The sequence below is a fragment of the Acinetobacter sp. XS-4 genome (genome assembly GCF_023920705.1).
Classification (GTDB): Bacteria; Pseudomonadota; Gammaproteobacteria; order Pseudomonadales; family Moraxellaceae; genus Acinetobacter.
Genome location: NZ_CP094657.1, coordinates 1,160,966 through 1,187,078 on the forward strand (window position 1 = coordinate 1,160,966; position 26,113 = coordinate 1,187,078).

General features: G+C 37.5%; 23 protein-coding genes and 1 pseudogene. 11 read left to right on the top strand and 13 right to left on the bottom strand.

Annotated features, from left to right (window positions below; translation table 11 throughout):
- Positions 1–867, bottom strand: coding sequence for a LysR family transcriptional regulator (locus MMY79_RS05390; RefSeq protein ID WP_252612431.1), 867 nt, complete (start codon positions 865–867; stop codon positions 1–3).
- Positions 868–1,195: 328 nt separating this feature from the next.
- On the opposite strand from MMY79_RS05390, the gene MMY79_RS05395 reads away from it, so the two are divergent.
- The 4 genes from MMY79_RS05395 to MMY79_RS05410 all read left to right on the top strand — a co-directional run bounded on the left by MMY79_RS05395 (position 1,196) and on the right by MMY79_RS05410 (position 4,782).
- Entirely contained in the window at positions 1,196–1,627 is a 432-nt protein-coding gene (locus MMY79_RS05395; protein WP_252612432.1) for a DoxX family protein, read from the top strand.
- A gap of 31 nt (positions 1,628–1,658) precedes the next feature.
- Positions 1,659–2,573: a VOC family protein gene (locus MMY79_RS05400; RefSeq protein ID WP_252612433.1), complete on the top strand. Its 915-nt coding sequence runs from the start codon at positions 1,659–1,661 to the stop codon at positions 2,571–2,573.
- A gap of 109 nt (positions 2,574–2,682) precedes the next feature.
- A complete protein-coding gene (locus MMY79_RS05405; protein ID WP_354669036.1) occupies positions 2,683–4,143 on the top strand; it encodes an alginate export family protein in 1,461 nt (486 codons plus the stop codon).
- A gap of 18 nt (positions 4,144–4,161) precedes the next feature.
- The gene (locus MMY79_RS05410) at positions 4,162–4,782 is read left to right on the top strand and encodes a M17 family peptidase N-terminal domain-containing protein (RefSeq protein ID WP_252612435.1); all 621 of its coding nucleotides are present in this window, start codon (positions 4,162–4,164) and stop codon (positions 4,780–4,782) included.
- Positions 4,783–4,874: 92 nt separating this feature from the next.
- On the opposite strand, the pseudogene MMY79_RS05415 reads toward MMY79_RS05410, so the two are convergent.
- Together MMY79_RS05415 and MMY79_RS05420 are read right to left on the bottom strand one after the other, a co-directional pair.
- Positions 4,875–5,778 (bottom strand): annotated as a pseudogene (locus MMY79_RS05415) (ornithine cyclodeaminase family protein).
- Between the two features lie 112 nt (positions 5,779–5,890).
- Positions 5,891–6,862, bottom strand: coding sequence for a threo-3-hydroxy-L-aspartate ammonia-lyase (locus MMY79_RS05420; protein ID WP_252612436.1), 972 nt, complete (start codon positions 6,860–6,862; stop codon positions 5,891–5,893).
- Positions 6,863–7,118: 256 nt separating this feature from the next.
- Here MMY79_RS05420 and MMY79_RS05425 point away from each other — a divergent pair, with 256 nt between their 5' ends.
- Both MMY79_RS05425 and MMY79_RS05430 read left to right on the top strand, forming a co-directional pair.
- On the top strand, positions 7,119–7,742 hold the full coding sequence (locus MMY79_RS05425; RefSeq protein WP_252612437.1) for a PAS domain-containing protein: 624 nt from the start codon (positions 7,119–7,121) through the stop codon (positions 7,740–7,742).
- A 223-nt stretch (positions 7,743–7,965) separates the two neighbouring features.
- Positions 7,966–8,202, top strand: coding sequence for a hypothetical protein (locus MMY79_RS05430; protein WP_252612438.1), 237 nt, complete (start codon positions 7,966–7,968; stop codon positions 8,200–8,202).
- Positions 8,203–8,235: 33 nt separating this feature from the next.
- Here MMY79_RS05430 and MMY79_RS05435 read toward each other — a convergent pair whose 3' ends face one another.
- The gene (locus MMY79_RS05435; RefSeq protein WP_252612439.1) at positions 8,236–8,922 is read right to left on the bottom strand and encodes a pirin-like bicupin family protein; all 687 of its coding nucleotides are present in this window, start codon (positions 8,920–8,922) and stop codon (positions 8,236–8,238) included.
- A 189-nt stretch (positions 8,923–9,111) separates the two neighbouring features.
- Entirely contained in the window at positions 9,112–10,350 is a 1,239-nt protein-coding gene (locus MMY79_RS05440; protein ID WP_252612440.1) for a L,D-transpeptidase, read from the bottom strand.
- 302 nt (positions 10,351–10,652) lie between these two features.
- On the opposite strand from MMY79_RS05440, the gene hemE reads away from it, so the two are divergent.
- The 4 genes from hemE (at position 10,653) to MMY79_RS05460 (ending at position 15,099) form a co-directional block, all read left to right on the top strand.
- Positions 10,653–11,726, top strand: coding sequence for a uroporphyrinogen decarboxylase (hemE, locus tag MMY79_RS05445; protein ID WP_252612441.1), 1,074 nt, complete (start codon positions 10,653–10,655; stop codon positions 11,724–11,726).
- A 5-nt stretch (positions 11,727–11,731) separates the two neighbouring features.
- Entirely contained in the window at positions 11,732–12,526 is a 795-nt protein-coding gene (locus MMY79_RS05450) for a DUF817 family protein (RefSeq protein WP_252612442.1), read from the top strand.
- A gap of 148 nt (positions 12,527–12,674) precedes the next feature.
- Complete coding sequence (locus MMY79_RS05455; RefSeq protein WP_252612443.1) at positions 12,675–13,145, top strand: DUF3015 family protein; 471 nt, start codon at positions 12,675–12,677, stop codon at positions 13,143–13,145.
- A 61-nt stretch (positions 13,146–13,206) separates the two neighbouring features.
- The gene (locus tag MMY79_RS05460) at positions 13,207–15,099 is read left to right on the top strand and encodes a DUF4105 domain-containing protein (protein ID WP_252612444.1); all 1,893 of its coding nucleotides are present in this window, start codon (positions 13,207–13,209) and stop codon (positions 15,097–15,099) included.
- 70 nt (positions 15,100–15,169) lie between these two features.
- Here the strand turns inward: MMY79_RS05460 and blaADC are convergent, their stop codons facing one another.
- The 8 genes from blaADC to MMY79_RS05500 form a co-directional block, all read right to left on the bottom strand.
- Entirely contained in the window at positions 15,170–16,321 is a 1,152-nt protein-coding gene (blaADC, locus tag MMY79_RS05465) for an ADC family extended-spectrum class C beta-lactamase (RefSeq protein WP_252612445.1), read from the bottom strand.
- 146 nt (positions 16,322–16,467) lie between these two features.
- Positions 16,468–17,016: a GTP cyclohydrolase I FolE gene (folE, locus tag MMY79_RS05470; protein WP_002118643.1), complete on the bottom strand. Its 549-nt coding sequence runs from the start codon at positions 17,014–17,016 to the stop codon at positions 16,468–16,470.
- Between the two features lie 90 nt (positions 17,017–17,106).
- On the bottom strand, positions 17,107–17,796 hold the full coding sequence (locus tag MMY79_RS05475; protein WP_252612446.1) for a Smr/MutS family protein: 690 nt from the start codon (positions 17,794–17,796) through the stop codon (positions 17,107–17,109).
- Positions 17,797–17,806: 10 nt separating this feature from the next.
- On the bottom strand, positions 17,807–18,613 hold the full coding sequence (trpC, locus tag MMY79_RS05480; protein WP_252612447.1) for an indole-3-glycerol phosphate synthase TrpC: 807 nt from the start codon (positions 18,611–18,613) through the stop codon (positions 17,807–17,809).
- Between the two features lie 9 nt (positions 18,614–18,622).
- A complete protein-coding gene (gene trpD, locus MMY79_RS05485) occupies positions 18,623–19,672 on the bottom strand; it encodes an anthranilate phosphoribosyltransferase (protein WP_252612448.1) in 1,050 nt (349 codons plus the stop codon).
- Between the two features lie 9 nt (positions 19,673–19,681).
- A complete protein-coding gene (locus tag MMY79_RS05490; protein WP_252612449.1) occupies positions 19,682–20,266 on the bottom strand; it encodes an aminodeoxychorismate/anthranilate synthase component II in 585 nt (194 codons plus the stop codon).
- Positions 20,267–20,567: 301 nt separating this feature from the next.
- The gene (locus MMY79_RS05495) at positions 20,568–22,370 is read right to left on the bottom strand and encodes an aminopeptidase P family protein (RefSeq protein WP_252612450.1); all 1,803 of its coding nucleotides are present in this window, start codon (positions 22,368–22,370) and stop codon (positions 20,568–20,570) included.
- Positions 22,367–23,908 carry a peptide MFS transporter gene (locus MMY79_RS05500; RefSeq protein WP_252612451.1) on the bottom strand — a complete coding sequence of 514 codons (1,542 nt, stop codon included), beginning with the start codon at positions 23,906–23,908 and terminating at the stop codon, positions 22,367–22,369. Before MMY79_RS05500 ends, MMY79_RS05495 begins: the two co-directional genes overlap by 4 nt.
- 784 nt (positions 23,909–24,692) lie before the next feature.
- Here MMY79_RS05500 and glnA point away from each other — a divergent pair.
- Positions 24,693–26,108 carry a type I glutamate--ammonia ligase gene (glnA, locus tag MMY79_RS05505; RefSeq protein ID WP_171056845.1) on the top strand — a complete coding sequence of 472 codons (1,416 nt, stop codon included), beginning with the start codon at positions 24,693–24,695 and terminating at the stop codon, positions 26,106–26,108.
- Positions 26,109–26,113: the final 5 nt, after the last annotated feature.

Genomic DNA, 26,113 nt, shown 5'->3' on the forward strand with positions numbered 1-26,113 from the left:
TTATAGAACTTCATTCATAGCCTGAAAATGTTGCTTTAATGAGTCTAAGAAAAGCTGAACCTTTTTTGGCGTTTTTGGTCCATACGGTGTAGTTGCATAAAAATGAACCGTTGATGAAAATATATTCTCTGAACAATTAATAATAATTCCATCATCTTCATATTTTTTTGCCAAAAAATCGGGAATAAATAAAATACTGTGATTCTTTTGGCAAAAATCTAAAAGAATTTCTATATTATTACAAATTAATTGAGGGATTGAATTTATCAGTTTATCTTTTAAATCTGATCTTGAATATAATAATATATTATAATTTCTTAATTCTTCTATGCTTTTAGGTTTTCCATGTTTATTTAAAAATGCAGTCGTTGCATAAAAGTTTCTTTTATACGTATCTAGTAAAAAGATATTTTGTTCTTTAATTTCCTCATCAATTTTTAAAATAATATCAAATTTATTTTCATTGATGTCTATTGAGTTTTCGGAAAATAAAAGATCAATTTCAATATTAGGGTATTGAATTAAAAAATTGGAAATAATATCTGAAAAGCATGTTTGTACAAAAGCATGAGGAGCGCTAATTTTTAATATGCCTTCAGGGTACTTTTGATCATAGATGAAATCATTGGCAGCTAAATCTAATTCTTTAACAATAACTTTACAACGTTGATAAAACTTCTCTCCTGAGCGGGTAAGGTCCATCTTTCTGGTGTTACGTATAAACAATGATGTACTAAATAGACTTTCTAAATAAAAGATTCTTTTAGAAACTTGATCTCTAGTAATACCTAAATCTCTAGAGGCATGACTAAAATTTCCAGTTTCTACGACACTAATGAAAGTATTAATACAGTCTAGTTTATCCATTAAATTTTGAAAGGTTAAATTGGCGTGTCGCTAAACTATATTATGATGTTCTACTTATCAATCATTGTATCTTTGGGGGATACAGTTTGTATTTAAATAAATATCTAGTAGTTTACATTTATTTTTGATTTTATATAGTCTGTTAATTTTGTTTTTTTAGCGGTGGTAGATTGTTTAAATAATTATTTTAAATATTTAAATTAAGAATCATTGTTTTTTGAAATATTAATATGTGACTGAAAGAATTAATATTTATATTTTTAATTGATATTTTAAATTTTTCATAAATTTCTTGGGTTTAAAAATGAAATATCAATGAGGTAACGAGATGAGTGACTTAATTAATAATAATCCTGTGTGGGTAAAAAAAATCTTATCAATTCATGGATTACTGCCACTTCTTCGACTTGCATTAGTTTCAGCCTATTTAGTCGGTGGAATTAATAAATTAATAGGGTTTCATATGGCTATTGAGGAGCAGGCGAGTTTCGGTTTACAGCCTGCTTGGCTCTGGGCATCTACGGCTATTTTTATTGAAATTGTTGGCTCGCTCTTGGTTATTTTTAATCGTTTTGTCTGGTTAGGAGCTGGGGCTTTAGGCTGCCTAACAGCAATAGCGATGCTGGTTGCAAACGATTTTTGGAATCATACAGGCCCAGCATTTTTTAGTACGTTTAATAGTTTCTTTGAACATCTCGGTCTCATTGCAGCTCTAGTGATGGTCACCATTCTTTCTAATCAACAAACAAAGTCACAATAAGTTGTAGTACTCAATTCTTACGGAGTCTTTTATGCGTAAATCATTATCAGCCTTGCTTTTAAGCACAATGTTAGTGGGCACAAATGTTGCCATTGTTCCTCAAGTTTTAGCAAAAACAACAACCAGTGTAAAAAGTGAAGCGCCCGGTGTAGCCCCTCAATACGATACAACGCATGTGTATGTTAACCCAGAAGACTTCGATAAATTTACCGACAGCTTAGTGGCGACTTTTGGCGGGACTAAATCTAAACAGGGCGTTTTTCAGGTGACTCCAACACCAAGTCAGACCATTTCCCAGCTTGTATTGACTCCAGTAGGAACACTGTCTGTATTTGGTTTTAAAACTCCGGTTCCACATCCTTTTGGTTTAGAAAGAACAGGCTATTTAGTCAAAGATATGGATGCAGCCGTACAGTCTGCTAAAGCAAATGGGGCAGATGTGATTGTGGATGCATTCCCTGACCCGATCGGGCGCGATGCAGTCATCCAATGGCCGGGTGGTGTGAATATGCAGCTCTATTGGCACACGACTAAACCGAGCTATAACAAATTAGAAACTGTTCCAGAAAATCGTATTTATATTTCAAAACAAAGTGCCGATTCTTTTGTTAAAAAGTTCGTCAACTTCTCGCACGGTAAAGTGGTTTCAGATAACTCAAAAGCGGCTGGTGTAGAAATTGGACGCCCAAATGAAACGTATAGACGTATTCGCGTTGAATCTGATTTCGGAAAAATGACAGTGTTGGTCACCGACGGTCATCTTCCATATCCATATGGACACGATATGACGGGTTATGAAGTCAAAAATTTATCTGAGACTTTAGATAAAGCGACAAAAGCTGGTGCGACAGTCTTGGTGAATGCCTATAAATCAGAGGGTCGTGAGGCGGCTATGGTACAGTTTCCAGGTGGTTATATTGCCGAAATCCATGCATCTATCAAGTAATTTATTAGCTTAATGATGGATAGAAACCGACACTCATATTGCCTAGGGGCAGTGTGAGTGTAAAAGACTAAGTCTCTGCAATGACCTATTTATTACCATGGATACCAATATGGCCCAGCCTATTTCTAATGATAGAAACGATCGAATTAACTACTCAGAAACTTACCTTAAAATAATTAAAATGAGTTTATTAATGACGGGTAGTTTATTTCTTTATGAATTTGCTCATGCGGAAAATGAGGCTTCAAATACAAATGCATGTCCAACTCGTCCAAAGATTTCAACGAATCGGTGGCAAGAAAATTGGGATGTTTTAAAAAACCCGTATGTCCCAAAAAAAATAGGGGATAATTTCAAATATATACCCTTTGGCACTAATAATTATTTGTCATTGGGTGCGAATATTCGTGAGCGTTTTGAAATCAATAATAATGCGAGATTTGGCAGTGGAAATAATCAAGCCGATCGCTATTTAATTCAAAGATTACAAGTTCATGCAGATGCCCGTATTGGCGATCATTTACAATTATTTACTCAGCTCAGTGACGCGCGAGCGTTTGATAAAAAGAATATTAGCACTACAGATCAGAATAGACTTGATGTAGAGCAAGCTTTTATTGCTTGGGTGAGTCCTTTAAACAATGGAACTTTTAAGTTTAGAGTGGGCCGTCAAGAGATGGCTTTTGACTTACAGCGTTTTATTTCAAATCGTGAAGGCCCAAACGTTAGGCAAGCCTTTGATGGAATTTGGTCGGGTTATGAATATGGCGATTGGAGAGTTTTAGGTTATCTCACCAGACCTGTTCAAATTGAAAAAGATTCAACTTTTAATGACCACTCGAAACGTAATTTAAGTTTTAGCGGTTTTCGCGTAGATAAACAAAATGTGTGGGAAGGTGAGTTATCTGGTTATTACTCGCGTTATGAACGGGATAATGCATCTTTTACGAGCGTTAAGGGCGATGAAATTCGAGACTTATATGACGTTCGTCATATGGGTAAAAAGAATAATATCGATTGGGATGTTGAAAGTATGCTTCAACATGGAAGAATTGGTGGACAAACTATTCAAGCATGGGGACTCAGTAGTATTACAGGATACACGTTTGCTGACCAAGCTTGGTCACCACGCTTAGGCGTCCAATTTGATATTGCCACAGGCGATAAAAATGCCAACGATAATGAGCTCAATACTTTTAACCAGCTCTTTGCAAATGGCTCATACTTTACTTTGGCGGGTTACAGTGGCTACAGTAATATTATTCACATAAAACCATCTCTGACACTTAAGCCTTCAGATAAACTTACTCTGTTAAGTGCTTTAGGTTTGCAGTGGCGTGAAACCACCAATGATGCAGTTTATTTCCAAGGTAATAACAGCATGGCAAACACAGCAGGGCAAGGTTCAAGCTGGACGGGAGCATATATTCAACTGAGAGCAGACCAAAAAATAAATTCTAACTTGTCTGTTGCTGCCGAAGGAGTGCACTTTGAAGTCGGAGATACCATTAAGAAAGCAGGTGGGAAAGACTCAAATTATTTAGGTCTTGAACTTAAATATGCATGGTAAAAATAGAAGAGAAAAGATATGAACACAGATTTAAAGCAAACTAAAATTGGCCATTATCAAAATTTAAATATTGAACTCGTGACTTGGGACTGTGCTTCGGCCGAGGTTGAACTTTCCTGTGCTTGTATCTTTGAACATGAAATGAATAACCGTTCTTTTTCGGGTGGTTTGGCACACTTAGATGATGCTCTAAATGGAAGACTAGATCTGCTACGAAAAAATAACTGGTTTAGCGCGAAATTGAATGATGTTCTTTTAATAAATCAGACTCCCTCAACCATACAAGCATCTAAAGTTTTACTCATAGGAATGGGGAAACCAGAAGAATTTACATTAGAGAAAATCGAGATCGCGATAAAAACTGCTGTAAAGACAGCGCATCAACTGGAACTTAAAAGTGTGGCATTTGCGCCGAGTATTTTAGATACAGGTCTGAATCCTCCTGCTGGTTTAAATGAACTCATGCTAAGAAGTTTAAAAGAAGAATTAGACAAACATCATCAACTTTATCTGCAAAATTTAGTCAAAAAATCTGAAATTGAAAGATGGGTTTTTGATTCAGGTTTTCAAAATTATGATGCTAAGGCTGAGCAATATATAGCATCTTTTGCCAAAGTTTTTACTCAAGATGAATTCTGATTTTAAAAACAAAATTCAGTAAAGCATTATAAAAAGAAATATGCTGTTAAATTAACTGCATCAACCTGAAAGATGCAGTTTAATTATAAATTTTAAGAAATTTCTAAAATTTTTTGGGCGATATATAAATCTTGGATCGATAACCCTGAACTATCATAAATTGTAATTTGTTGCTGAGATTGCCTACCTTGAACGTTTGTTAAAAGCACATCACCGATATTTATTAACGTTGCAGACTCAGGCGCATGTTGAAATTCACCAATAAGTTTAGACAGGACATTAAGATCGCAAAATAAACCACTATGTGAAAATAACTCTGGCGGTAACTCTTGTTTGCCTTGTTTATCTGAACCCATAGATGAAATATGAGTACCAGCTTTGACCCATTCTGCTTGAAAAAGAGGAGTGTGCGAAGAGGTTGCAGTCACAATAATATCAGCCTGTTCACAAGCATCTTTTGCACTCGTGATTTGAAGCTTAACACCTAAGGGTTGAAGGTCTTCTGCCATTTTTTCAGCTTTACTTTGGTTGCGTCCTACTATCAACATCTGTTCGAAATTTCTAATTCTTGCTAAAGCCTCACATTCATATTTGGCTTGATTTCCTGTACCAAATATCGCTAATACTTTTGAATCTTTTCTTGCTAATACATTGGTTGCAACTGCATTAGAAGCCGCCGTACGAAATGCATTTACTTTGCCTGCTTCGATGGCTGCTGCCATTTTTCCATTGGCTTGATTAAATAATAAAATAAGCGCGTTATGTCGAGGCAAACCATTTTTAGGATTATCTTCCCAAAAAGAACCAACTTTAAGGCCAGCTAAGTGCTGAGTCGCCGATGACTTAACGCTAAAGGTATTTTTGCTATCGGACGCTTGACCATGGATCACAGGAAAACTTTTAGTTTCTGGTTGAGTTGCAGCAATTAAAGCTTGGTAAATCGCATCATAAGCCAGTTCATGATTGACAAGATTCAGACTCAGAAATAAATCTCATCACCATCTCCAAAAGTTTATTTAAATTAAGATGCGAATAGGTCAAGAGGCCTGTGTATGTGTAATGTCTATCTATGACGTTTTAAAAGAAATCATAGATAGATCTCAGGCTTTTATTTCGCTGATAAAAATTCTACATATTTAGAAATATCGACATTCCCGCCACTAATAATGATGCCTATACGTTTGCCTTTTAACTCATGTTTTAAATTACGCGCAGCAGCAAATCCGAGACAGCCTGTCGGTTCAACGACCATTTTCATTCTTTCAGCAAAGAACTTCATACAGCTAATCAGGTCTTCATCTTCTACTGTCAAAATGTCATCAACTTTTTGTTGAATAATAGGAAAAGTTAATTTGCCTAAATATTGAGTTTGAGCACCATCGGCAATCGTTTGTGGGGTATCAATATGGACAATTTCTCCTTTTCTAAAGGACATTTGCCCATCATTTCCTAGGGCAGGTTCAACACCATATATTTTACAGTTTGGCGAGAGTTTGCGAGCGGATAGGGCAGAACCCGCTAATAACCCCCCACCACCCAAACATACAAAGAGGTAATCTAAATCGCCTACTTCTTCAAATAACTCTTTTGCGGCAGTTCCTTGACCAGCAATTACATACGGATGGTCATAAGATGGAATGAGTGTCAGGCCATTTTTTTCCGCTATATCTTTTCCAATTTGTTCTCGATCTTCTGTATAGCGATCAAATTCAACAATATTGGCTCCATATTCTCGCGTCGCTGCCATTTTTGCAGCAGGCGCATCTTTAGGCATGATGATAGTTGCCGGAATACCAAGGATTTTTGATGACAGCGCAATGGCTTGTGCATGATTTCCGGAAGAAAAAGCAACTACACCAGCTTTTTTTTGAGCCTCATCGAACTGTAGAAGTGCATTCATTGCACCACGAAATTTGAAAGCGCCAATACGCTGAAAATTCTCACATTTAAAGAATACTTCTGCTTCGAATTCCTTGTTAACAGTACGTGAAGTTAAAACAGGAGTTTTATTTGCAAAACCTTTTATACGTTCAGCAGCGGCTGTGACATCTTCATAAGTTGGAAGGGTTAAATTTTTCATAATTAAACCTAATGCTATTCAATGTTTTTGGATGCAAGATTTCGTATCGCGCAAGGAACACACTAAATATTTACCTTGTTTAGATAAAATATGTACTTTTAGATAAAATGTCTAATACATTTTTCTAATGTGATAACAATGAGATATAAGATTTTGATTTACATTAAGTTTAAAATTAGATAAAAAGTCTAAATTAATATTGGCATACTTCACGCTAGGGTTTGAAATAGTCAGTAAGTCATTTGGAGAAAATAAATTGGGAAATCGCGATAAACATTTACTCACTCAACTAGATACAATCGCAAAGGGCTTAAGTGAAACACTATCTCCCTTTTGTGAAGTTGTTGTCCATGACTTAACAAATCCTGAGCATGCCATACTCTCCATCCACAATAACTTATCTGGTCGAAAAGTTGGAGATCCGGCAACTGAGTTAGGACTTGCCAGAATCATGTCTCCAGAATTTCCAAATCTGATTTCAAATTATGCAAATCAGTTTGCTGATGGCCGTCCCGCAAAAAGCACATCTATTGGCATTAAAGATGAAGAGGGCCAGTATGTGGCCGCTTTGTGTATGAATATTGATTTAACTCTATTTAAAGGCATGCAAAGTGCTTTAGAGCATTTCACTAAAATTGAAACTGATAGTATTGTTGAAAATCTGGAACCGAATGGGACTGAAGCAATTCGAAAATATATCGATCAATTTGCCTCAAAACATGCCACTACACCCCGTATGTTAAAACTCAATGAGAGAAAGCAATTAATACATGAGTTAAAGAATAATGGTTTGTTAGACATTAAAAAGGCTGTAGAGACAGTTGCACAACATTTAGGTATATCAAGAGCGAGTGCTTATTTGTATGTAAAAAAAACTTAAAAGATTCTTTATAATTTATGAGGTTCGAATAGTGTATTTAAACCTGTGTTGAAATGGGTATTACGTAACCTTTGTACTTTTTGAAAGGTTGCTCTGCCAATTTTTTGTTGCAGAAGCTGTATCTTATTTATCAAAAAACAACTTGTTTATTAAGCATGACTCATTTAAATAATGAAATAGGAATACAACAAGAATCTCTGTCGCTTTATGAGGAGGTAGTTATTTGAAGTTATTTATTATTATATTTATTGCAATTTTTTCTAGTATTGGACTGATCTGTTTAATTGCTCTACTCAGAAATCTAAAAAATAACTCGTCATCTGGCGAACATGATCATTCATCTTCTTCAACACATCATTTTCACGATAATAGTCCTAGCCATCATAGCTCTAGTTATTCAAATGATTGTTCATCATCTTCAGATTCAGGTAGCTGCGATAGCGGCGGTGGCGGAGATTAAAAAAAGCCCTTTATGCAAAGGGCTTTTAATGATTTAAGGTAAGTCAAACCAGATAAATTGACTATCTTCAGTTGCCTGAATCGTAGCTTTATCTTCAAAAACGAAAGCATCACCTGCTTTGACTTCTTGATCACCAATATGGATGACACCTGAAATCACGTGAACATAGTTCACTTTTTTAACTGGCTCAACACTTAACTCACGTTCTTTTTCCAATACAGCCGACTTTATCTCTACATTTTGACGAATATGCATCGGTGCATTTGCATCAGGCCCTGCAATTAAATGCCATTTGTTTGGATCATTACGTGGGTCAAGGTTAATTTGCTGGTAATTTGGCTCAGCTTCTTTTACGTTTGGAATAATCCAGATTTGTAATAAATGTACAGGCGTATCAGTGTTGTTGATTTCACTGTGGGCAACACCTGTGCCAGCGCTCATTAACTGCCATTCACCTGCTTTAATCTGGCCTTCATTTCCCATCGTGTCGCGGTGTGAAATTGCACCATCGAGCACACAGGTTAAGATTTCCATATTGTCATGCGAGTGCGTACCAAAACCATTATGCGCATCAATTCTGTCGTCATTAATCACGCGTAGTGCACTGACGCCCATATATTTAGGGTTGTACCAGTTACCAAATGAAAAGCTATGATACGACTCTAACCAACCCGCTTTTACATGACCTCGATCTTCACCACGATGTAGATAAGCATTCATGATCTAATCTCCCAAATTTTTATTTATCTCTTGAGAAATATAGTAACGTTCTATAGGGGATAGAAAAATAGGATTACTGCAACATGTCGTTTCAAAATTGATATGATTTTTTTATTTTTTCTTGTTTGTTGCATTTTTAATAATAAAAAAGACCTGCCATGATGGCAGGTCTTTTAAAGAATATATGGATTACTCAAGGAATTTAACAGTTACGCCAGAACGTACTTTATTTCCTAAATCGTTTGCATCCCAGTTTGTTAAACGGATACAACCGTGCGATGCAGTTTTAGAAATTAAAGATGGGTTTGGTGTTCCGTGAATACCAAAAGATTTTTTACTTAAACCAATCCAGATATTACCCACTGGAGCATTCGGGCCAGGTGGTAAAGAAAGAGGTTTTAAGTTTTTACCTTGTACGAAGTTCGAAGGTGAATAGCTGTACCAAGGGTTACGAGCCACACCAACTACCTTGTAAGTACCGGCCGGAGAAGGCGTATCAGTACTGCCAATTGTCGCAGGAAATGAGGCAATCATTTGGTTCCGGCTATTGAAGAGATACAATTGTTTTGCACCTTTATGGGCAATAATCAAATGAATATCTTCTGGTAAATCATTGCGCACGTTTGGAACAATGATTTTTTCACCCGCTTTTTTGAATGTCGCAGTTGGGTTTAATTTTTTTAAGAAACCTTCATCAATATGAAATTTCTCGCCCAACATTTCGGTTACACGCGTGTAGTACAAACCTTTCATTTTAGCTTGTAAAGCGTAGTCAGAAGGAATCGACTCAGCATATGGACCTTTTAGGTCAGCATCAGAAATCGTGTATTCAATAAATGCTGGTTTGGTTTGTTTAGCAACCAATGCATCCCAAGTTTCTTTGGTTAGATCACCAGTAGGTGATAGACCATTCATTTGTTGGAATGAAGAAATTGCTTTTAATGTATTTTTACCACTCATGCCGTCAATTGCACCTGGCGATGCATGTGCATTATTAAGCATTACATGGGCACGCGCATAAACTGGAAGTTGGCCTTTACCAATATTTTCAGACCATTCTGCCGAGTTTAAGCTATCTAAAGTCCATGATGCAGCGGTTGTCGCAGGAGCCGTAGACGCAGCAGCGCTTTTAGCAACAGCTGGGGTAGACGCCGCGATGCCTGATTCAGCATTTGGATCTTCAGTTTTCTGTAAATTTTGTAATGTTGTTGACGCTCGATTTAGGTCATTTTGTTCTTGAGCGGTAATTTGTGTCGAAGCTTGAGCTTTTACAGTTGAAACTGCATCTACTGCTAAAGGATCAATCGGATCTTCTACAGGAGCTGATACCTTTTTAGGATTCAGGGGTTGCTCAGTTGTTGAAGCAGCAAAAGCAACATTAGCAATAATACAACTTAAACTCATAGCGAGTAATGAGCGAACAAACATGTAATTCAACCTTAAGAATTTTCATATAAGCAATAGGGAATTGATCTAATCTCAAAGTGCATAAAACTACCAATAACTCATTTCTATGAGCCCAAGATTGGCAATTTAGTGATTAAAAGAATATCCAATGACCCCAATGTAACATGTTGCAAGTATTGCAGAAAACCCCACGGCTTGCAGTAGACTTTTGTGTAAATATGCATTTTTTAGTAGATTGACGAGTTTTTTGTGTGAAATTGAAATTATAAAAATGTCTCTGTTTTTGTTATGATGCTGCCACATAAAGAAGATAGAGATTGGTAATGACGACTTTGAAAAATGATCGTTTCCTCCGTGCTTTGTTACGCGAACCTGTAGATACCACACCAGTGTGGATGATGCGTCAAGCAGGGCGTTATTTGCCTGAATATCGTGAAACACGTTCAAAAGCAGGCGATTTCCTATCTTTATGTAAAAATACAGATTTTGCCTGTGAAGTGACTTTACAACCTTTGCGTCGCTATGATTTAGATGCAGCAATTTTATTTTCAGATATTTTAACTATTCCAGATGCACTCGGTTTAGGACTTTATTTTGAAACTGGCGAAGGCCCTAAGTTTCAAAAGACCGTACGTACTGAGCAAGATGTCGCAAATTTACCAAAGTTAAATGCAAAATCAGATCTTGATTATGTGATGAATGCCGTAAGCACGATTCGTTCTGCTTTAGGTGGTCAAGTTCCACTGATTGGTTTTTCTGGCAGCCCTTGGACGTTAGCAACTTACATGGTTGAAGGTGGTTCAAGTAAAGAATTCCGTTATACCAAGCAGATGATGTACGCTCAACCAGAAGTTTTGCATGCTTTGCTTGATCATTTAGCAGACTCAGTCATTGACTATTTAAATGCTCAAATTGATGCCGGTGCCCAAGCCATCCAGATCTTTGATAGCTGGGGCGGGGCATTAGCACACCGTGAATATGTCGAATTCTCTTTAAACTACATGAATAAAATCATTGCAGGCTTACAACGTGAGAAAGATGGTCGACGTATTCCTATCATTGTGTTCACTAAAGGTGGCGGTCAATGGTTAGAGCCAATGATCACCACAGGTGCTGATGCATTAGGATTAGATTGGACAACACCATTAAATACGGCTCGAACTACAGTGGCTGGACGTGTTGCTCTGCAAGGGAATCTTGATCCGGCTGTTTTATATGGTTCGGCTGCTTCAATTGAGAAAGCAGTAAAAGCGATGTTGGACGATGCCTACGCAAATGGTGAAAAGACCGGTTACATTGCTAACTTGGGCCATGGGATTACTCAGTGGGTAGACCCTGCACAACCAAAAATCTTTGTAGATACAGTGCATGAGTATAGTGCTAAATATCTAGGATAGTTTTTGTGCGCCATCTAACTTTACCGTTTCAATTTATCGGCAAGGCTGTTTCGGCAGCCTTGTTTGGTATTTTGCTTTTAATTGCTTTTGCTTTAACAGCACCGATGGGAAGCCACGAATATATGGGCTTCTATCGTTATGATTATTTGCTGACTTATGCAGTGTTAATCCAGATCTGCCTACTCTATTTAAAACTGGAGTCATGGGCAGAAGCCAAGGTCATTGCTTTATTTCACGTCATGGCAATGGTCATGGAAATATTTTTAACGCATCCAGCGATTGCATCGTGGCAATATCCACAGCCCGCCGTATTTAAAATTTTAACTGTGCCTCTATTTGCAGGTTTCATGTATTCGGCTGTAGGTAGTTTTTTTGCACGCTCTATACGACTGTTTCAGGTGTCTTTTGAAAAACTTCCAAGTTTTGCAACTATGCTATTACTGGCATTTTTCTCATATATAAATTTTATGAGTAAATTTTTTGTACCTGACATTCGCTATATTTTATTTGCGATTAGTATTTTTATTTTTTGGAAAACAAAACTTTATTTTCAGTTAAATGAATATAAATTCAAAATTCCGATGTTACCTGTGTTGTTTACACTCGCGTTTCTGATCTGGATTGCTGAAAATATAAGTACTTTTTATAAAATCTGGCTCTATCCAAGTCAGGTCGATGCTTGGCATATGGTCGGTTGGGGCAAGTTAGGGTCGTGGTATTTATTGTTAATTTTAAGTCTGGTACTTGTGCTTAAAATATTAGGCAACAGAGATAATCAAGGTAACTGGAATTTAAGATAATTTTTCTTTTGCACTTTTTATCATATTGTTTATTTTTTAATTGCTAAATCACAACCTTCTCGTTATCTTTAATATCGTGTAATAAAAATTACACATAACAATACAACACATAAGAAACAATCAATAATGATTTTGGAGATTTACATCTATGTTAAAAAAATTAGCTTTAGCTGCTTTATTAGCAGCTGGTTCAACTGTTGCAATGGCTGACAACGATGTGGGCTGTGGTGTGGGTACACAAGTATGGGCTGGCAAAAAAGGAGTAGCGCCTAAAATTCTTGCTGCAACAACAAACGGTATTTTTACTAACCAATTATTAGGGATCACTTTCGGTACTTTAGGCTGCCGTCAAGGCGGAACAGTAACAGCGCAAGTTGTAACATTCACAAATGAAAATGCAGAAGCTTTAGCACGTGATATGGCAGTAGGCCAAGGTGAAAGCCTGAACGTACTTGCTGAGTTAATGCAAATCAAACCTCAAGACAAAGACCGTTTCTTTAAAGTTTCAAAAGCAAACTTTGGTGAAATCTATTCTGCAAATAACCAAAATACCCTTCAAGTTTTAGCATCACTGCAAACGGTAATGGCTAAAGACGACGTTTTAAAAGCTTACGTATAAGTTTGAAACTGAAAACCCTGTCTTCTGGCAGGGTTTTTCTTATATTTAATGATAAAAATTGATGAGCTTAATGAAGTCAGTTGTTTTAGTTTTTGCCTCTTTGGCAGTTAATATTGCGTATTCAGCAGATATAAATCCATCTATTCAAAAATATTGGTCAATTGCAGAACAGAAAAACTTAGATCAAGACATTACATGGCAAAGACTCATGTATGCCAATAAAAACCATAAAAGTGATGTCACTTATTCTGGCTATTTCATGTCAGAAAATGGAAAAAATAATTTAAAAGAAGAACTGAAAGCTGATATCTCGGCATTATTTATGCCTGCTCAAGATAATCAGTCGATCCGCTGTAAGTTTCCGGCGCGCAGCCAATGGCTCATACAAAAAGTAGGCATTCAAGAAAATGAATTGCCTCAAGTTAAATGTTCAGAATTTGAAAACTGGATTGGGCAGATTAAGCCTCATAAAGCGACATTAATTTATGCAACCGATTTTATGGGCAATCCGAGCTCAATGTTTGGTCATACTTTATTGCGTTTAGACCCCAAAGATCAGCAACAATTAAATTTAGTTTCCTATGCTGTAAATTATGCAGCAACTGTGGCTGGGAACGACAATTGGTCATATGCATGGAAAGGCTTAACAGGGCAATATCCGGGTGAATATTCACTGATGCCTTATTATCGTAAGGTAAAAGAGTATGGCGATTTTGAAAGCCGTGATTTATGGGAATATGAGCTAAATTTAACACCTGAAGAAACACGATTTTTAGTGGCTCATATTTGGGAAATGCAACATGTGAGCTTTCCTTATTACTTTGTGAGCGATAACTGTGCCTATAGATTGTTGGGATTGGTTGATTTAGTAAAACCTGAGTCTAACCTACAAGAGAAATTCACTCATGCTTCCATTCCGATGGAAACCATCAAATCGATGCAGCAGCAAGGATTAACCAAAACTCCTGTATATCGACCAGCTTTAGAAACCCAGTTATTAGCCCAAGCTCATCAGCATGGTGCCTCATTAGCGAAGGTAGCTCATCAAATTGCGATGATGTCCACTCAGCAGTCTTCTCAGGTTCTAAAATCATTTAGTGAACAAGATCAGGCTAAGATTTTAGAGATGGCTTATGATGATTTATATCTTCAATTTACGAGTCGGCAAATAGAAGAAAGCATTGCTCAGCCACAATTGCGTCAACTTTTAGCATTAAGAAGTCAGATTGATTTAGACAAACAGCGTCAAGAACCTAAAAGACCAGCAAAAGAGCCAACTCAAGGTCACAATGCGCGTAATATTTCAGTGAAAGCAGGTGAGGTTCAAGGAGACAAGTTTATCGAACTTGGTCATCGCCAAGCCTATCATGACTTAATAGATCCTCAAGGAGGATATCGTGCGGGAACTCAATTACTCTTTTTAAATGGCAGTACACAGTGGAGAGATGACCATTTAAAACTAGAACATCTTGATTTGTTAGAAGTAAATTCTTATAACCCGATTCAACCTTTTAAAACACCGCTGAGTTGGGGATTTAATTTGGGTTGGCGTCAGGAAGCGATTCATGATGGTGCTTTTAGTGAAGAAAAACAGCATGGCGTAGCGAATTTTAATGCTCAAGTCGGATATAGCTTTGCTGACTATGAACGCAAACATATTTGCTATGGGCAACTACAAACCTACCTACAAGCCGGTTCAAATCTAGATAAAGGGTGGCGTGTGGGAATGGGCCCGACTTTAGGTTGTATGAACCAATGGTTTGAAAAATTCAACTCTGTCGTGCAAATTGAGTTGCCCTATTGGGAAGACCAAAACCAGTGGAATTTAAGACTAAACACACAGTGGCAATATGTGATTAATAGTAATAATACTGTTCGATTAAACTGGGATTATGAACAACAAAATCATCGAGACTGGATGAAATCAAGTCTAGGGTATGTTTGGTTCTTTTAAATAACATTACGAATGACACAAAGGGAAAAATGAATAAGATCATTTCTCCCTTTTTTGTTTTAAGAAAAGATTATTTCTTTATTGCATTCAACACTGCATAAGCTGCTTTAATACGCTCTTCATTGGGAATACGTTTATTGGTTAACATGACTAAACCAATATTTTCTTTAGGAATAAAGACAACATATGTTCCAAAACCGTTGGTCGAACCAGTTTTGTGGAACATCTTAACTGAAGGTTCTTTTGAAAGGGCAGTCACTTTATTAGATTTCATCACGATTTGCTCTGAATTACTGTCTAATAAAGCTTGCAAAGGTGCTGGATAAGAGAACTCTTCCCAACCCAATGCTTGATACATCGTACCTACTTGGTAGAAACCTTTATGTGTCTCATTAATTGCCTGTTGAATATCAGTCGGATATTTTTGTGGATTTAGATTGGCATCAACAAAATTCAGCATATCAGGTAAGGTCGATTTAACGCCGTACGCTGGTGCATCTAATGGGCCGGGGGTAACACGGATCGGCTTATTTTCTTGGTTATAGCCAAAAGCATAGTTTTGCATTTGAAGTTTAGGTACATTCACATAACTATGCTTTAAGCCAAGATCTGGAAAAATGGTTTTTTCTAAGACTTGGTCGAAAGGTTTTTTCATAGACAAAGCAACAATTTTTCCAAATAAACCAATACTTGGATTTGAATATTGTCTGTATTCACCGATTGAATTTTTAGGCTTCCAGTCTTTGAAAAAAGTTAAAACTTGTTGGTCTGTTTGGACTTCATCTGGAAATTGTAAGCCAAGGTTACCACTCGTATAGGTAGCAAGTTGAAGTAAGTTAACTTGGTCAATCGGTGTGTTTTTTAATTCTTTCCAATATTTTCCGGGTGTGTCATCAAAAGAAATTGTTCCTTTTGTTTTTGCATATCCGCCAGTTGTAGCAGTGAATAATTTACTCACAGAACCTAGTTCAAAAATGGTATTGCTATTTACAGCTTTTTTATCTTGAACGGATTGTAGACCATAATACATTTCATACTTTTTATTATTTTGGATGATGCCAACAGCCATACCGGGCACATCATATTTTTCTAATAATGGTTTAAAGTTTTGATCAACCTGTTTTTTAATTTCTTGCTCTTTTGGTGAATTACCCGCATAAATTGAGGTATTAAAAATAAAAAGAGGGGGTAAAAGAAAGCAGGAAATTTTGTTAAATCGCATTATTCACTCATACATCATTTAAAATTAAAGATGCGTACTTTTATAACAAAAATCACATAATTTGATTGTTATGTTTTATAGAATAAAAGCTATATAGGTATAAAAAAAGCCCAACTGAGTCGGGCTTTTTTGCAGTAGTAACCAGATTAGTAGCTTTCTGGTACTGCACTTAAAAACTCACGGCGTGCTTCTTTGTCAGTTTTAAAATCTCCGACAAATGAAACTGTACGTGTGGTTGATTCTTGCTTACCTACACCACGCATCATCATACACATATGTGCTGAATCGATAACGACAGCGACACCACGTGCGCCAGTGACTTCAGCCACAGCTTCTGCGATTTGCTGAGTTAGGTTTTCCTGAATTTGCAAACGACGAGCAAACATCTCGGTAATACGCGCAAATTTAGATAAGCCAAGAACTTTGCCTTCTGGTAAGTAGGCAACATGAACACGGCCATAGAATGGGAGGAGATGATGTTCGCAAAGCGAATAAAATTCAATATTCTTCACCAATACCATTTCATGGTTATCTGATGGGAAAACCGCATTATTGGTGACTTCTTCTAAAGTTTTACTATAGCCAGAAGTTAAATATGAAAAAGCTTTAGCCGCACGCACAGGCGTATCTTTAAGGCCGGGACGATCAAGATCTTCACCGACGGCAGTCAGAATATTTGCGTACGATTGCTGCATAGACATAAGAATGTTCACTTACACTGGTTGAACAAAACGGCATTCTATCAGAAAACTATAAAAAGTCTGAATTCTGTAGAAAATGCCGCTTTATTGTTGGTACTTGGGATTTTTTTCTGCGCGTTTAAGCAGTACGAGAACGGCGCCTGTGCCACCTTGATTTTCCGGGGCACTTACAAAAGCTAAAACATCGCGGTGCTGACGTAACCATCCGTTGACATAGGTTTTTAAGACCGCTTCAGGGCCTTTACCATGTACAATTTTGATCACATTTTGATTTTCATCTTTTGCCATCTGGAGAATGTGTAAAACTGCGTCACGTGCTTGCTCAATGGTACAACCGTGTAAATCTACAGCTTCAAACCAACGTATTTTTCCAGCTTTTAAGTCTTCAAAAACTTTATGCTGAAGGGTAGCAATGCGATAGCTTAATGTTGCTTGGCTTGCGACAGGATTTAAAGCAGCTTGAGTATCAGATAACTCAGCATGCTCAGTGTCACGCCCACCTTCGGCAGCTGCTCGTTTAGCTAATGTTTGAGCATCAACTTTTTTTGCACGCGGAGTTCTTACATCAGCAATATTACTATTATTGATGGGTTTAACACCGACTAAAGCACTTTGAAACAGATTTGCATTTTCCAATTCTTCAGACTCAGCCTGAGGTGGTTTGACCTCAGGCTGACTTGCGATTTTGCTTGAATGAGGATTGGAGATTTGCTTTTTAAATTGCTTCAATAACTTTTGTTGCTCTTTAGAAAGCGATGAATCTTTATTACTCATATATCTTCTATTAGACCGTTTGGGGTTGTCCAAAAAGGGCGTTAAAGGCTTGATCTGGTCTTGGTTGTTTCATAAAACTTTCGCCAACCAAGAAAGTGTGAATATCATGTTCTTGCATCATACGAATATCTTCTGGAGTGGCAATGCCACTTTCAGTCACGAGTAAACGAGATGCAGGAAGCAAATTTTTCAAACGGATTGATGTATTTAAATCAACATCAAAGGTTTTTAAATTGCGGTTATTCACACCTAACAAACATTGCTCAGACAACTTTAAAGCACGTTCCAGTTCTTCTTCGTCATGAACTTCAACCAATACATCAAGTTGATGTTCAAAAGCAGTTTTAGACATTTCTTCAAGTTGTTGATCTGACAAAGATGCAACAATCAATAAAATACAGTCAGCATGTAAAGCACGTGCTTCGACTACATTATAGGGATCAATCAGAAAGTCTTTACGTAAAGCAGGTAAGGCACAGTGGCTTCGTGCGATTGCAATATTTTCATCTGCACCCTGAAAAAAATCAACATCAGTTAAAACAGATAAACATGCTGCTCCAGCTTGTTCATATTGTTCGGCAATTTCAGCAGGATTAAAATCTGCACGAATAATACCTTTTGATGGAGAGGCTTTTTTAATTTCAGCAATCACGGCAGGGCGCTTGTGTTGTAACGCTTTTGCAAATCCTCGTACAGGAGTCGCAGCTTTCGCTAGTTCTTCAACATCTTGCAAATTACGTTGTTTTAAACGTGCAGCAAGTTCCTCATGTTTACGGTCAACAATTTTACCTAAAATGGTATTTTGAATATTAATCATGAGAAATCCTTAATCTGCCTGACATTGTTTTAATGTTTTAGTAAATTCAGCCAAAACACTCATTTTCTCTAAAGCTTGTCCGCCATAGATAATATCTTGAGCGAATGAAACAGCTTGAGCATAAGTTTTGGTAATACCAGCAACATAAATACCAGCACCCGCATTAAGCGCAATCATGTTTGCTGCTTTTTCGCCAATGTCAGTTTTATTTTTACCTAATGCATCTTTGATCAGTTTTAAGCTTGCCGCTGCATCTGTAACCACTAAGCCATTTAGGGTTTGTGATTCAATGCCGACATCTTCTGGATTAAGTGTCCATTCAGTAATTTCGCCGTCTTTAAGCTCTGCAATAGCAGTAGGAGCAGCAAGGCTGATTTCATCGAGGCCATCTCTTGAATGAACAACCATCACGTGTTCAGCACCAAGTTGCTTCATTACCTCTGCGATAGGACCGCAAAGCTCATCTGAAAATACGCCAATGACAAAGCGTTTTACACCAGCCGGATTCGTAAGCGGGCCGAGTAAATTGAAAATGCTACGAACACCAAGTTCACGACGTGGGCCTACAGCATATTTCATTGCTTTGTGGTGGTTTGGAGCAAATAAAAACCCTACACCCATCTCACGAATGCAGCGCTCAGTTTGTTGCATGTCTAAATCAAGGTTAATACCGGCTTGTTCAAGTAGGTCCGATGAACCCGATTTACTTGAAACGCCTCGGTTACCATGTTTTGCAATGGTCGCACCAGCTGCCGCAATCACAAAGCTTGAAGCAGTAGAGACATTAAATAAGTTTTGTCCATCACCACCAGTACCAACAATATCAACTAAATAATTGATATCGCTAACATCGATTTTAATCGCGAATTCACGCATAACACGTGCGGCAGCAGTAATTTCATCAATACTTTCACCTTTCATGCGAAGGCCCATCATCAAAGCACCAATTTGTGCTTCGGTTGCCTCACCTTGCATGATGCTACGCATAATGTCTTCCATTTGCGGCTGAGTCAGGTGAATATTTTTTGTAATATGGTTAAGTGCTTGTTGAATATTCATAGTGATCACTTATGCATAAATATCTAAAAAGTTTTTAAAGATTTGATGGCCATGTTGACTCAAGATTGATTCAGGATGGAACTGCACACCTTCAACAGGTAATGTCTTATGTTTAACACCCATGATTTCTTCCATTGAGCCATCTGCTTCATTGGTCCAACACGTTACTTCAAGGCAATCAGGCAGTGTTTGCTGATCAATCACCAAAGAGTGATAACGAGTTGCCGAGAATGGGCTAGGAAGATTACTGAAAATACCTTTGTTACTATGGTACATATCAGATAAACGTCCGTGCATAACCGTTTTGGCTCTTACAACGTTTCCGCCAAAAGCTTGCCCAATACTTTGATGCCCTAAACACACGCCAAGCAAAGGAATTTTTCCGGCAAAGTGATTAATTGCAGGAATTGAAATACCTGCTTCACTTGGAGAGCAAGGGCCAGGACCAATAACTAGATATTTAGGTTGCCATCGTTCAATATCCTCTAATGTGACTTGATCATTGCGAACAACTTTTACTTCCTGATCCAACTCGCCAAAATACTGGACGATGTTGTAGGTAAAAGAGTCGTAATTGTCGATCATTAGAAGCATGATGAACTTAACCTCATAATAATTAATATATATTTAATAAGTGATTAGAGTAATTACTCACATTAATACTCACTTTTTAGAAAGAACTTCTTGATTAAAAAATAAAAAGCCACTTTCTAAGCGGCTAATATAACAAAAAATGAGGTGACCAGTTTAACTATTTCATTCGTTAGAAATTTGCTGAAAAATAATCAGCTTTGATACATCTTAGTCTGTTTGAAAATAGCGATAACGACAACTCAGGCAAAATAAGCTATTTCATTACAAATAGAAAATTATTCTGCCTGAGTAAAAAAGAAGATTAAATCGCTCTAGTGTTGTAAATCAGCCAGTCTAAAACTTCTCCAGACAAGTGTTCAGCTAGTCTTTCTTGAACAGTTTGATGGTAACGATTTAACCATTCTTTTTCTTCATTAGTGAGCATATCAACAACGATACAATCTAAATGAATTGGGCAAAGCGTGAGTGTTTCAAACTCTAAAAAATCACCATAAGTTTTTTCAAACCCAGAGTGGAGCTGGTTTGCAACTAGATTTTCAATGCGAATACCATATTGTCCCTCATGGTATAAGCCCGGTTCATTAGAGAGAATCATTCCTTCACGCAATTTGCTGTAGGCATGAACAGGAGCGTAATAAGAAAGAACTTGCGGTCCTTCATGCACATTTAGTGCAAAGCCTACGCCGTGTCCCGTTCCATGTCGATAATCTAGACCGTGCTGCCATAAAGTATGGCGGCAAATTGAATCGAGTAGCGGAGCAGCTAAACCTTCTGGATAAATGGTTTTTGCCAAAGCAATGTGACATTTTAAAACCAAGGTGTAGTCACGTTTTTGTTGCCCTGTTGGCGTGCCTACAGGAACAACACGAGTAATATCCGTTGTCCCATCTACATATTGCCCACCTGAGTCAATGAGCAATAGACCATCACCTTCAATAAATGAATAGTGCTCTTCAGTTGCACGATAATGGGGTAGAGCACCATTCGCATTAAAGCCAGCAATCGTTGAAAAACTTGGCCCTATAAATCCATCTTGCTGCGCACGGAAAGCTGTAATCTTTTCATCAATGGTGAGTTCTGAAATGCTTTCACTATGATGAAGCATTTTTTCTAACCAGTGGAAAAAGTGGCAAAGAGCAACTCCATCTTTAACCATTGCATGACGGATATGAGCAATTTCACTTTCATGTTTACGCGATTTAAAAAGCGTACTTGGGTTGATGTCGTATACAACCCGAATATCTTTTGCGATGGCTTGTTCATGAAAAATCGAGAATTTAGCTGGATCTAAAAGTACTGAGGCATCAGAAATATTTGATAAAAACTGAGCTGTATTTTCGTAGTTACGAATTTCAATACCATCGGCTGCTAAAGCTTGCTGAATGTTTACATCAACTTTTTCAGCATCAATAAAAAGAATAGTTTGTTTTGCACTTACATATAAATGTGAAAGAAACACAGGGTTATATTCTACATCTTGCCCACGTGTGTTTAAGATCCATGCAATATCATCTAAAGATGAAATAAAATGACCCGCAATATTCTTACTATGTAAAGTTTCACGAATAGCCTGAATTTTCTCTTTACGAGATAGGGCATTTAACCCTTCAGGCATGAAATGAATTTTCTTTGATGGAAGTTCTGGGCGGTTTAACCAAATTTCTCCGACTAAATCTTGCTGGGTTTCGAGTTTATAATTATTAACTCGTGCAGTATGTTCGAGCGCCTTAAATTGCTGAATTGATAAAGTATGCCCATTTACCACAATGACTGATTCTGGTTGTAGATTCTTTTCAATCCAAGCGAGATGTGTTGAAGATTCGTCACTTGTTAATTTTTGAAGATCAAAGCCAGTTCCAACAAGTTGTTGTTCAGCTTGTACCCAATAGCGGCCATCAGCCCAGAGTCCTGCAAAGCTTTGAGTCACGACTAAGGTGCCAACCGAACCACTAAAACCGCTTAACCACTGTCTTGCTTTCCAGTAGTCTGGTAAATATTCTGACATATGCGGATCGGCACTCATCACAATCAAAGCATCAACATGTTGATTGCGCATGAGTTCACGAAGTTTCTCAAGTTTTTCTGGAACAGTTAAAACGCTCATATAGTTTCCAACTCAGGTTGAACTTTACTGGTACTTTTGTTCATTAATCTATTGATAGGTTTCTTTAATAAAAATAACACGATTGCGCCAATCACTAACGCCAAAACACATCGCATAAAGAGGCTAGGTAAATGATTAATGCCATCTGCCGATACGTGCCCGCCAATTAAACCAGCGATAAGATTACCCAAAGCTGAACCTGTGAACCATAGGCCCATAATTTGACCACGTATGACATCAGGTGCAAGTTTAGTCATGGTGGATAGACCAATCGGGCTTAAGCAAAGCTCTCCGATAGTAAGTAGAAATAAAGTACCTACTAACCAGAATGGTGAAACTAAGCCACCAGCAATTGCAAAACGACTTGCAAATGACATAACTAGAAAGCCACCTGCTGCGAGTAAAAGCGCAATAATAAATTTACTGATATAACTTGGGTCTTTATTTGATTTGCCTAGTCTAGCCCAAAGCCATGCTGCAATCGGGGCAAAAATAATAATAAAAAGCGCATTAATTGATTGAAACCATACTGCTGGAATTTCAAATCCGAAAACATTACGGTCTGTATAATCTTGCGCAAATAAGTTAAAAGACGTTGGTTTCTGCTCAAATGCAGACCAAAATAGAGCAGAAGTTGCTAATAAGACAAAACAGATAATAATTTTAAATTTTTCATGTTGTTCTAAACCAAGGAAAAATAATAAATAGATAAAATAAGCGATAATTCCAAAGCCTATTCCAATTGTTAAGTAAGTTGCCACCGCGACTGGATTGATATGAATAACGCCAAAGAAGGTAAGAGCAATAACGACGGCAACACTGAATAAAAATGAGAAAGCAATTTTTGGGGCATTTTTATTTTCTACGACAGGTTTATTCCAGTTGTCAGTTTGCTGGCGTAATTGATTGAAGGACTGTAGTTGAGGAATAGTTAATGCCCGGAAAATGAGTAATGCAACTAACATTCCAAGGCCGCCAATCCCAAACCCCAGATGCCAGCCATGATCGCGAGCTAATATACCTGTAATAAGCGGGGCAATAAATGACCCCATATTAATACCCATATAAAAAATGGAGAAACCAGCATCGCGTCTATTATCTTGTGCTTTATATAACGTTCCGACAATCACGGAAATACAGGTCTTAAACAATCCGGAACCAATAACAATTAGGACTAAACCGAAATAAAAAAAGAATTGATCAAAGATAGGGGTAAGTGCAATTGATAAATGACCTAGCGCAATAATGAGGGAACCATACCAGACGGATCGTGCTTGGCCTAACCAGTTGTCGGCAATCCAACCACCTAAAACGGTCATTAAATACATGGAACCTGCAAATAACCCAACAATTGCGGCGGCAGTAGGACGGTCAAGACCTAAACCCCCGTCATTGACCAGCGCAACCATATAAAGAACGAGTAAGGGTCGAATTCCATAGTAAGAAAAGCGTTCCCACAGTTCTGTAAAAAATAAAGTTTTTAATGGTTTTGGATGGCCGAAAAAAGCGGTGTCACATTGTTCGAGTTCATGCTTCATTTCAAATCCTTTGAATGTATTTGTAGTTTAATAAACCAAACTTTTAGTTTGTTTAATTATAAAAAAAAGTTATGTTTTATTTTTTAGATTTTTTTAAATTGAAAAGCAAGTTGGTCATGTATAAAAAAGGTATATAACAAATGGTAAAAAATTCCTCTTTAGTTTCTTACTGCACCAAAGCTGATCAAAACTTGCTTTAAGTTAAGGGAAATAAATTGTTTCTAATTGGTCTAAAAATAGAGGGTGTTGTAAAAAGAAAAATAATTTCATCAATCCTCCTTATTTTAATAGACGAGGTGGGATGCAATAGACGACTTTTTTTAATTTTTTAGAGGACTATTCTTCAAGACAATATTTATATTAAAACCTTTTTGGCAAAGGCATGAGTAGGTATAGCAGGCTCAACTAAGCTTAAAATTTATAAGTCATCGTTTATTATTTTCATTCATTGCAATAAGAATGTCAGCTTTCTATATAAGAAAGTATTATGATCATGAATGACTGTTAGATATTGATGCGATGATTCATATTGGCGCAACAATTTTGCACTAAATTAGGGCAATTGCGAGCTATTCTTGTATGCCATAATTTGAAAATGTCTGAATATGGTGCATTTAACGATGCAAACAGTATAATGGGTTCAAGACAAGGGACCTAAATCATAGATAGTTATAAGCAATTCAATGTTTTAGGTAAGTCTTATAAAGTTGGTATGAGAATTGCTATATAAATACCAGCAATTAACACGCACTTAACAAGTGCAACAAAATTTCATTGGAGCAAAATGAGCATGGCGAACAAGGTCCTTCAACTCATACAAGAAAGTGGCGCAAAATGGGTCGATTTTCGCTTTACTGATACTAAGGGTAAAGAACAGCACGTAACTTACCCAGCTGATTCTATTGATGAAGATACTTTTGAAGACGGTAAAATGTTTGATGGTTCTTCAATCGCTGGTTGGAAAGGCATTGAAGCATCTGACATGATTTTACGTCCAGATGCAGAAACTGGTTTTATCGACCCGTTCTTTGCTGAACCAACTGTAGTTGTGACTTGTGACGTTATTGAACCTTCAACTGGTCAAGGTTATGAGCGTGACCCACGTTCGATTGCTCGCCGTGCAGAAGAATATTTAAAATCTACAGGTATCGGTGATACTGCATTCTTTGGTCCAGAACCAGAATTCTTTGTATTTGACGAAGTGAAGTGGGACATCGACATGTCTGGCGCTCGTCATACATTGATCGCTGAAGAAGCTGCTTGGTCTACTGGTAAAGATTACGAGTCTGGTAACTCTGGTCACCGTCCACGTGTTAAAGGTGGTTACTTCCCAGTTCCTCCAGTTGATTCTTCACAAGATATGCGTGCAGAAATGTGTGCAAAAATCGAAGACATTATGGGCCCAGGTCGTGTAGAAGTACATCACCACGAAGTTGCTTCTTGCCAGTTAGAAATTGGTGTGAGCTTCAATACACTTGTACGTAAAGCTGACGAAGTTCAACAGTTCAAATATGCTGTTTGGAACGTTGCTCACCAATATGCAAAAACTGCAACCTTTATGCCTAAACCAATGGTAGGTGATAACGGTTCTGGTATGCACGTTCACATGTCTATCTCTAAAGATGGCAAGAACTTGTTTGCTGGTGATGAATATGCAGGCCTTTCAGAAATGGCATTGTACTTCATCGGTGGTGTGATCAAGCACGCTCGCGCATTGAACGCAATCACAAACCCATCTACAAACTCATACAAGCGTTTGGTTCCTCACTTCGAAGCGCCAATCATGCTTGCTTACTCAGCACGTAACCGTTCTGCGTCTATCCGTATTCCATACGTTTCTAGCCCTAAAGGTAAGCGTATCGAAGCTCGTTTCCCAGACCCAATGATGAACCCGTACTTAGGTTTCGCTGCATTGTTAATGGCTGGTATCGACGGTATTCAAAACAAGATCCATCCGGGCGAAGCTGCTGATAAGAACTTGTACGATCTTCCTCCAGAAGAAGAAGCAAAAATCCCAACAGTTGCTCATAGCTTAGATATGGCTCTTGAAGCACTTCAAGCAGATCACGAATTCTTGTTAAAAGGCGGCGTGTTCACTAAAGAAATGCTTGATGCATACATCGAACTTAAAACTGAAGATGTACGTCGTCTTAACACGACTACTCACCCAGTTGAATTCGATATGTACTACAGCTTGTAATACAT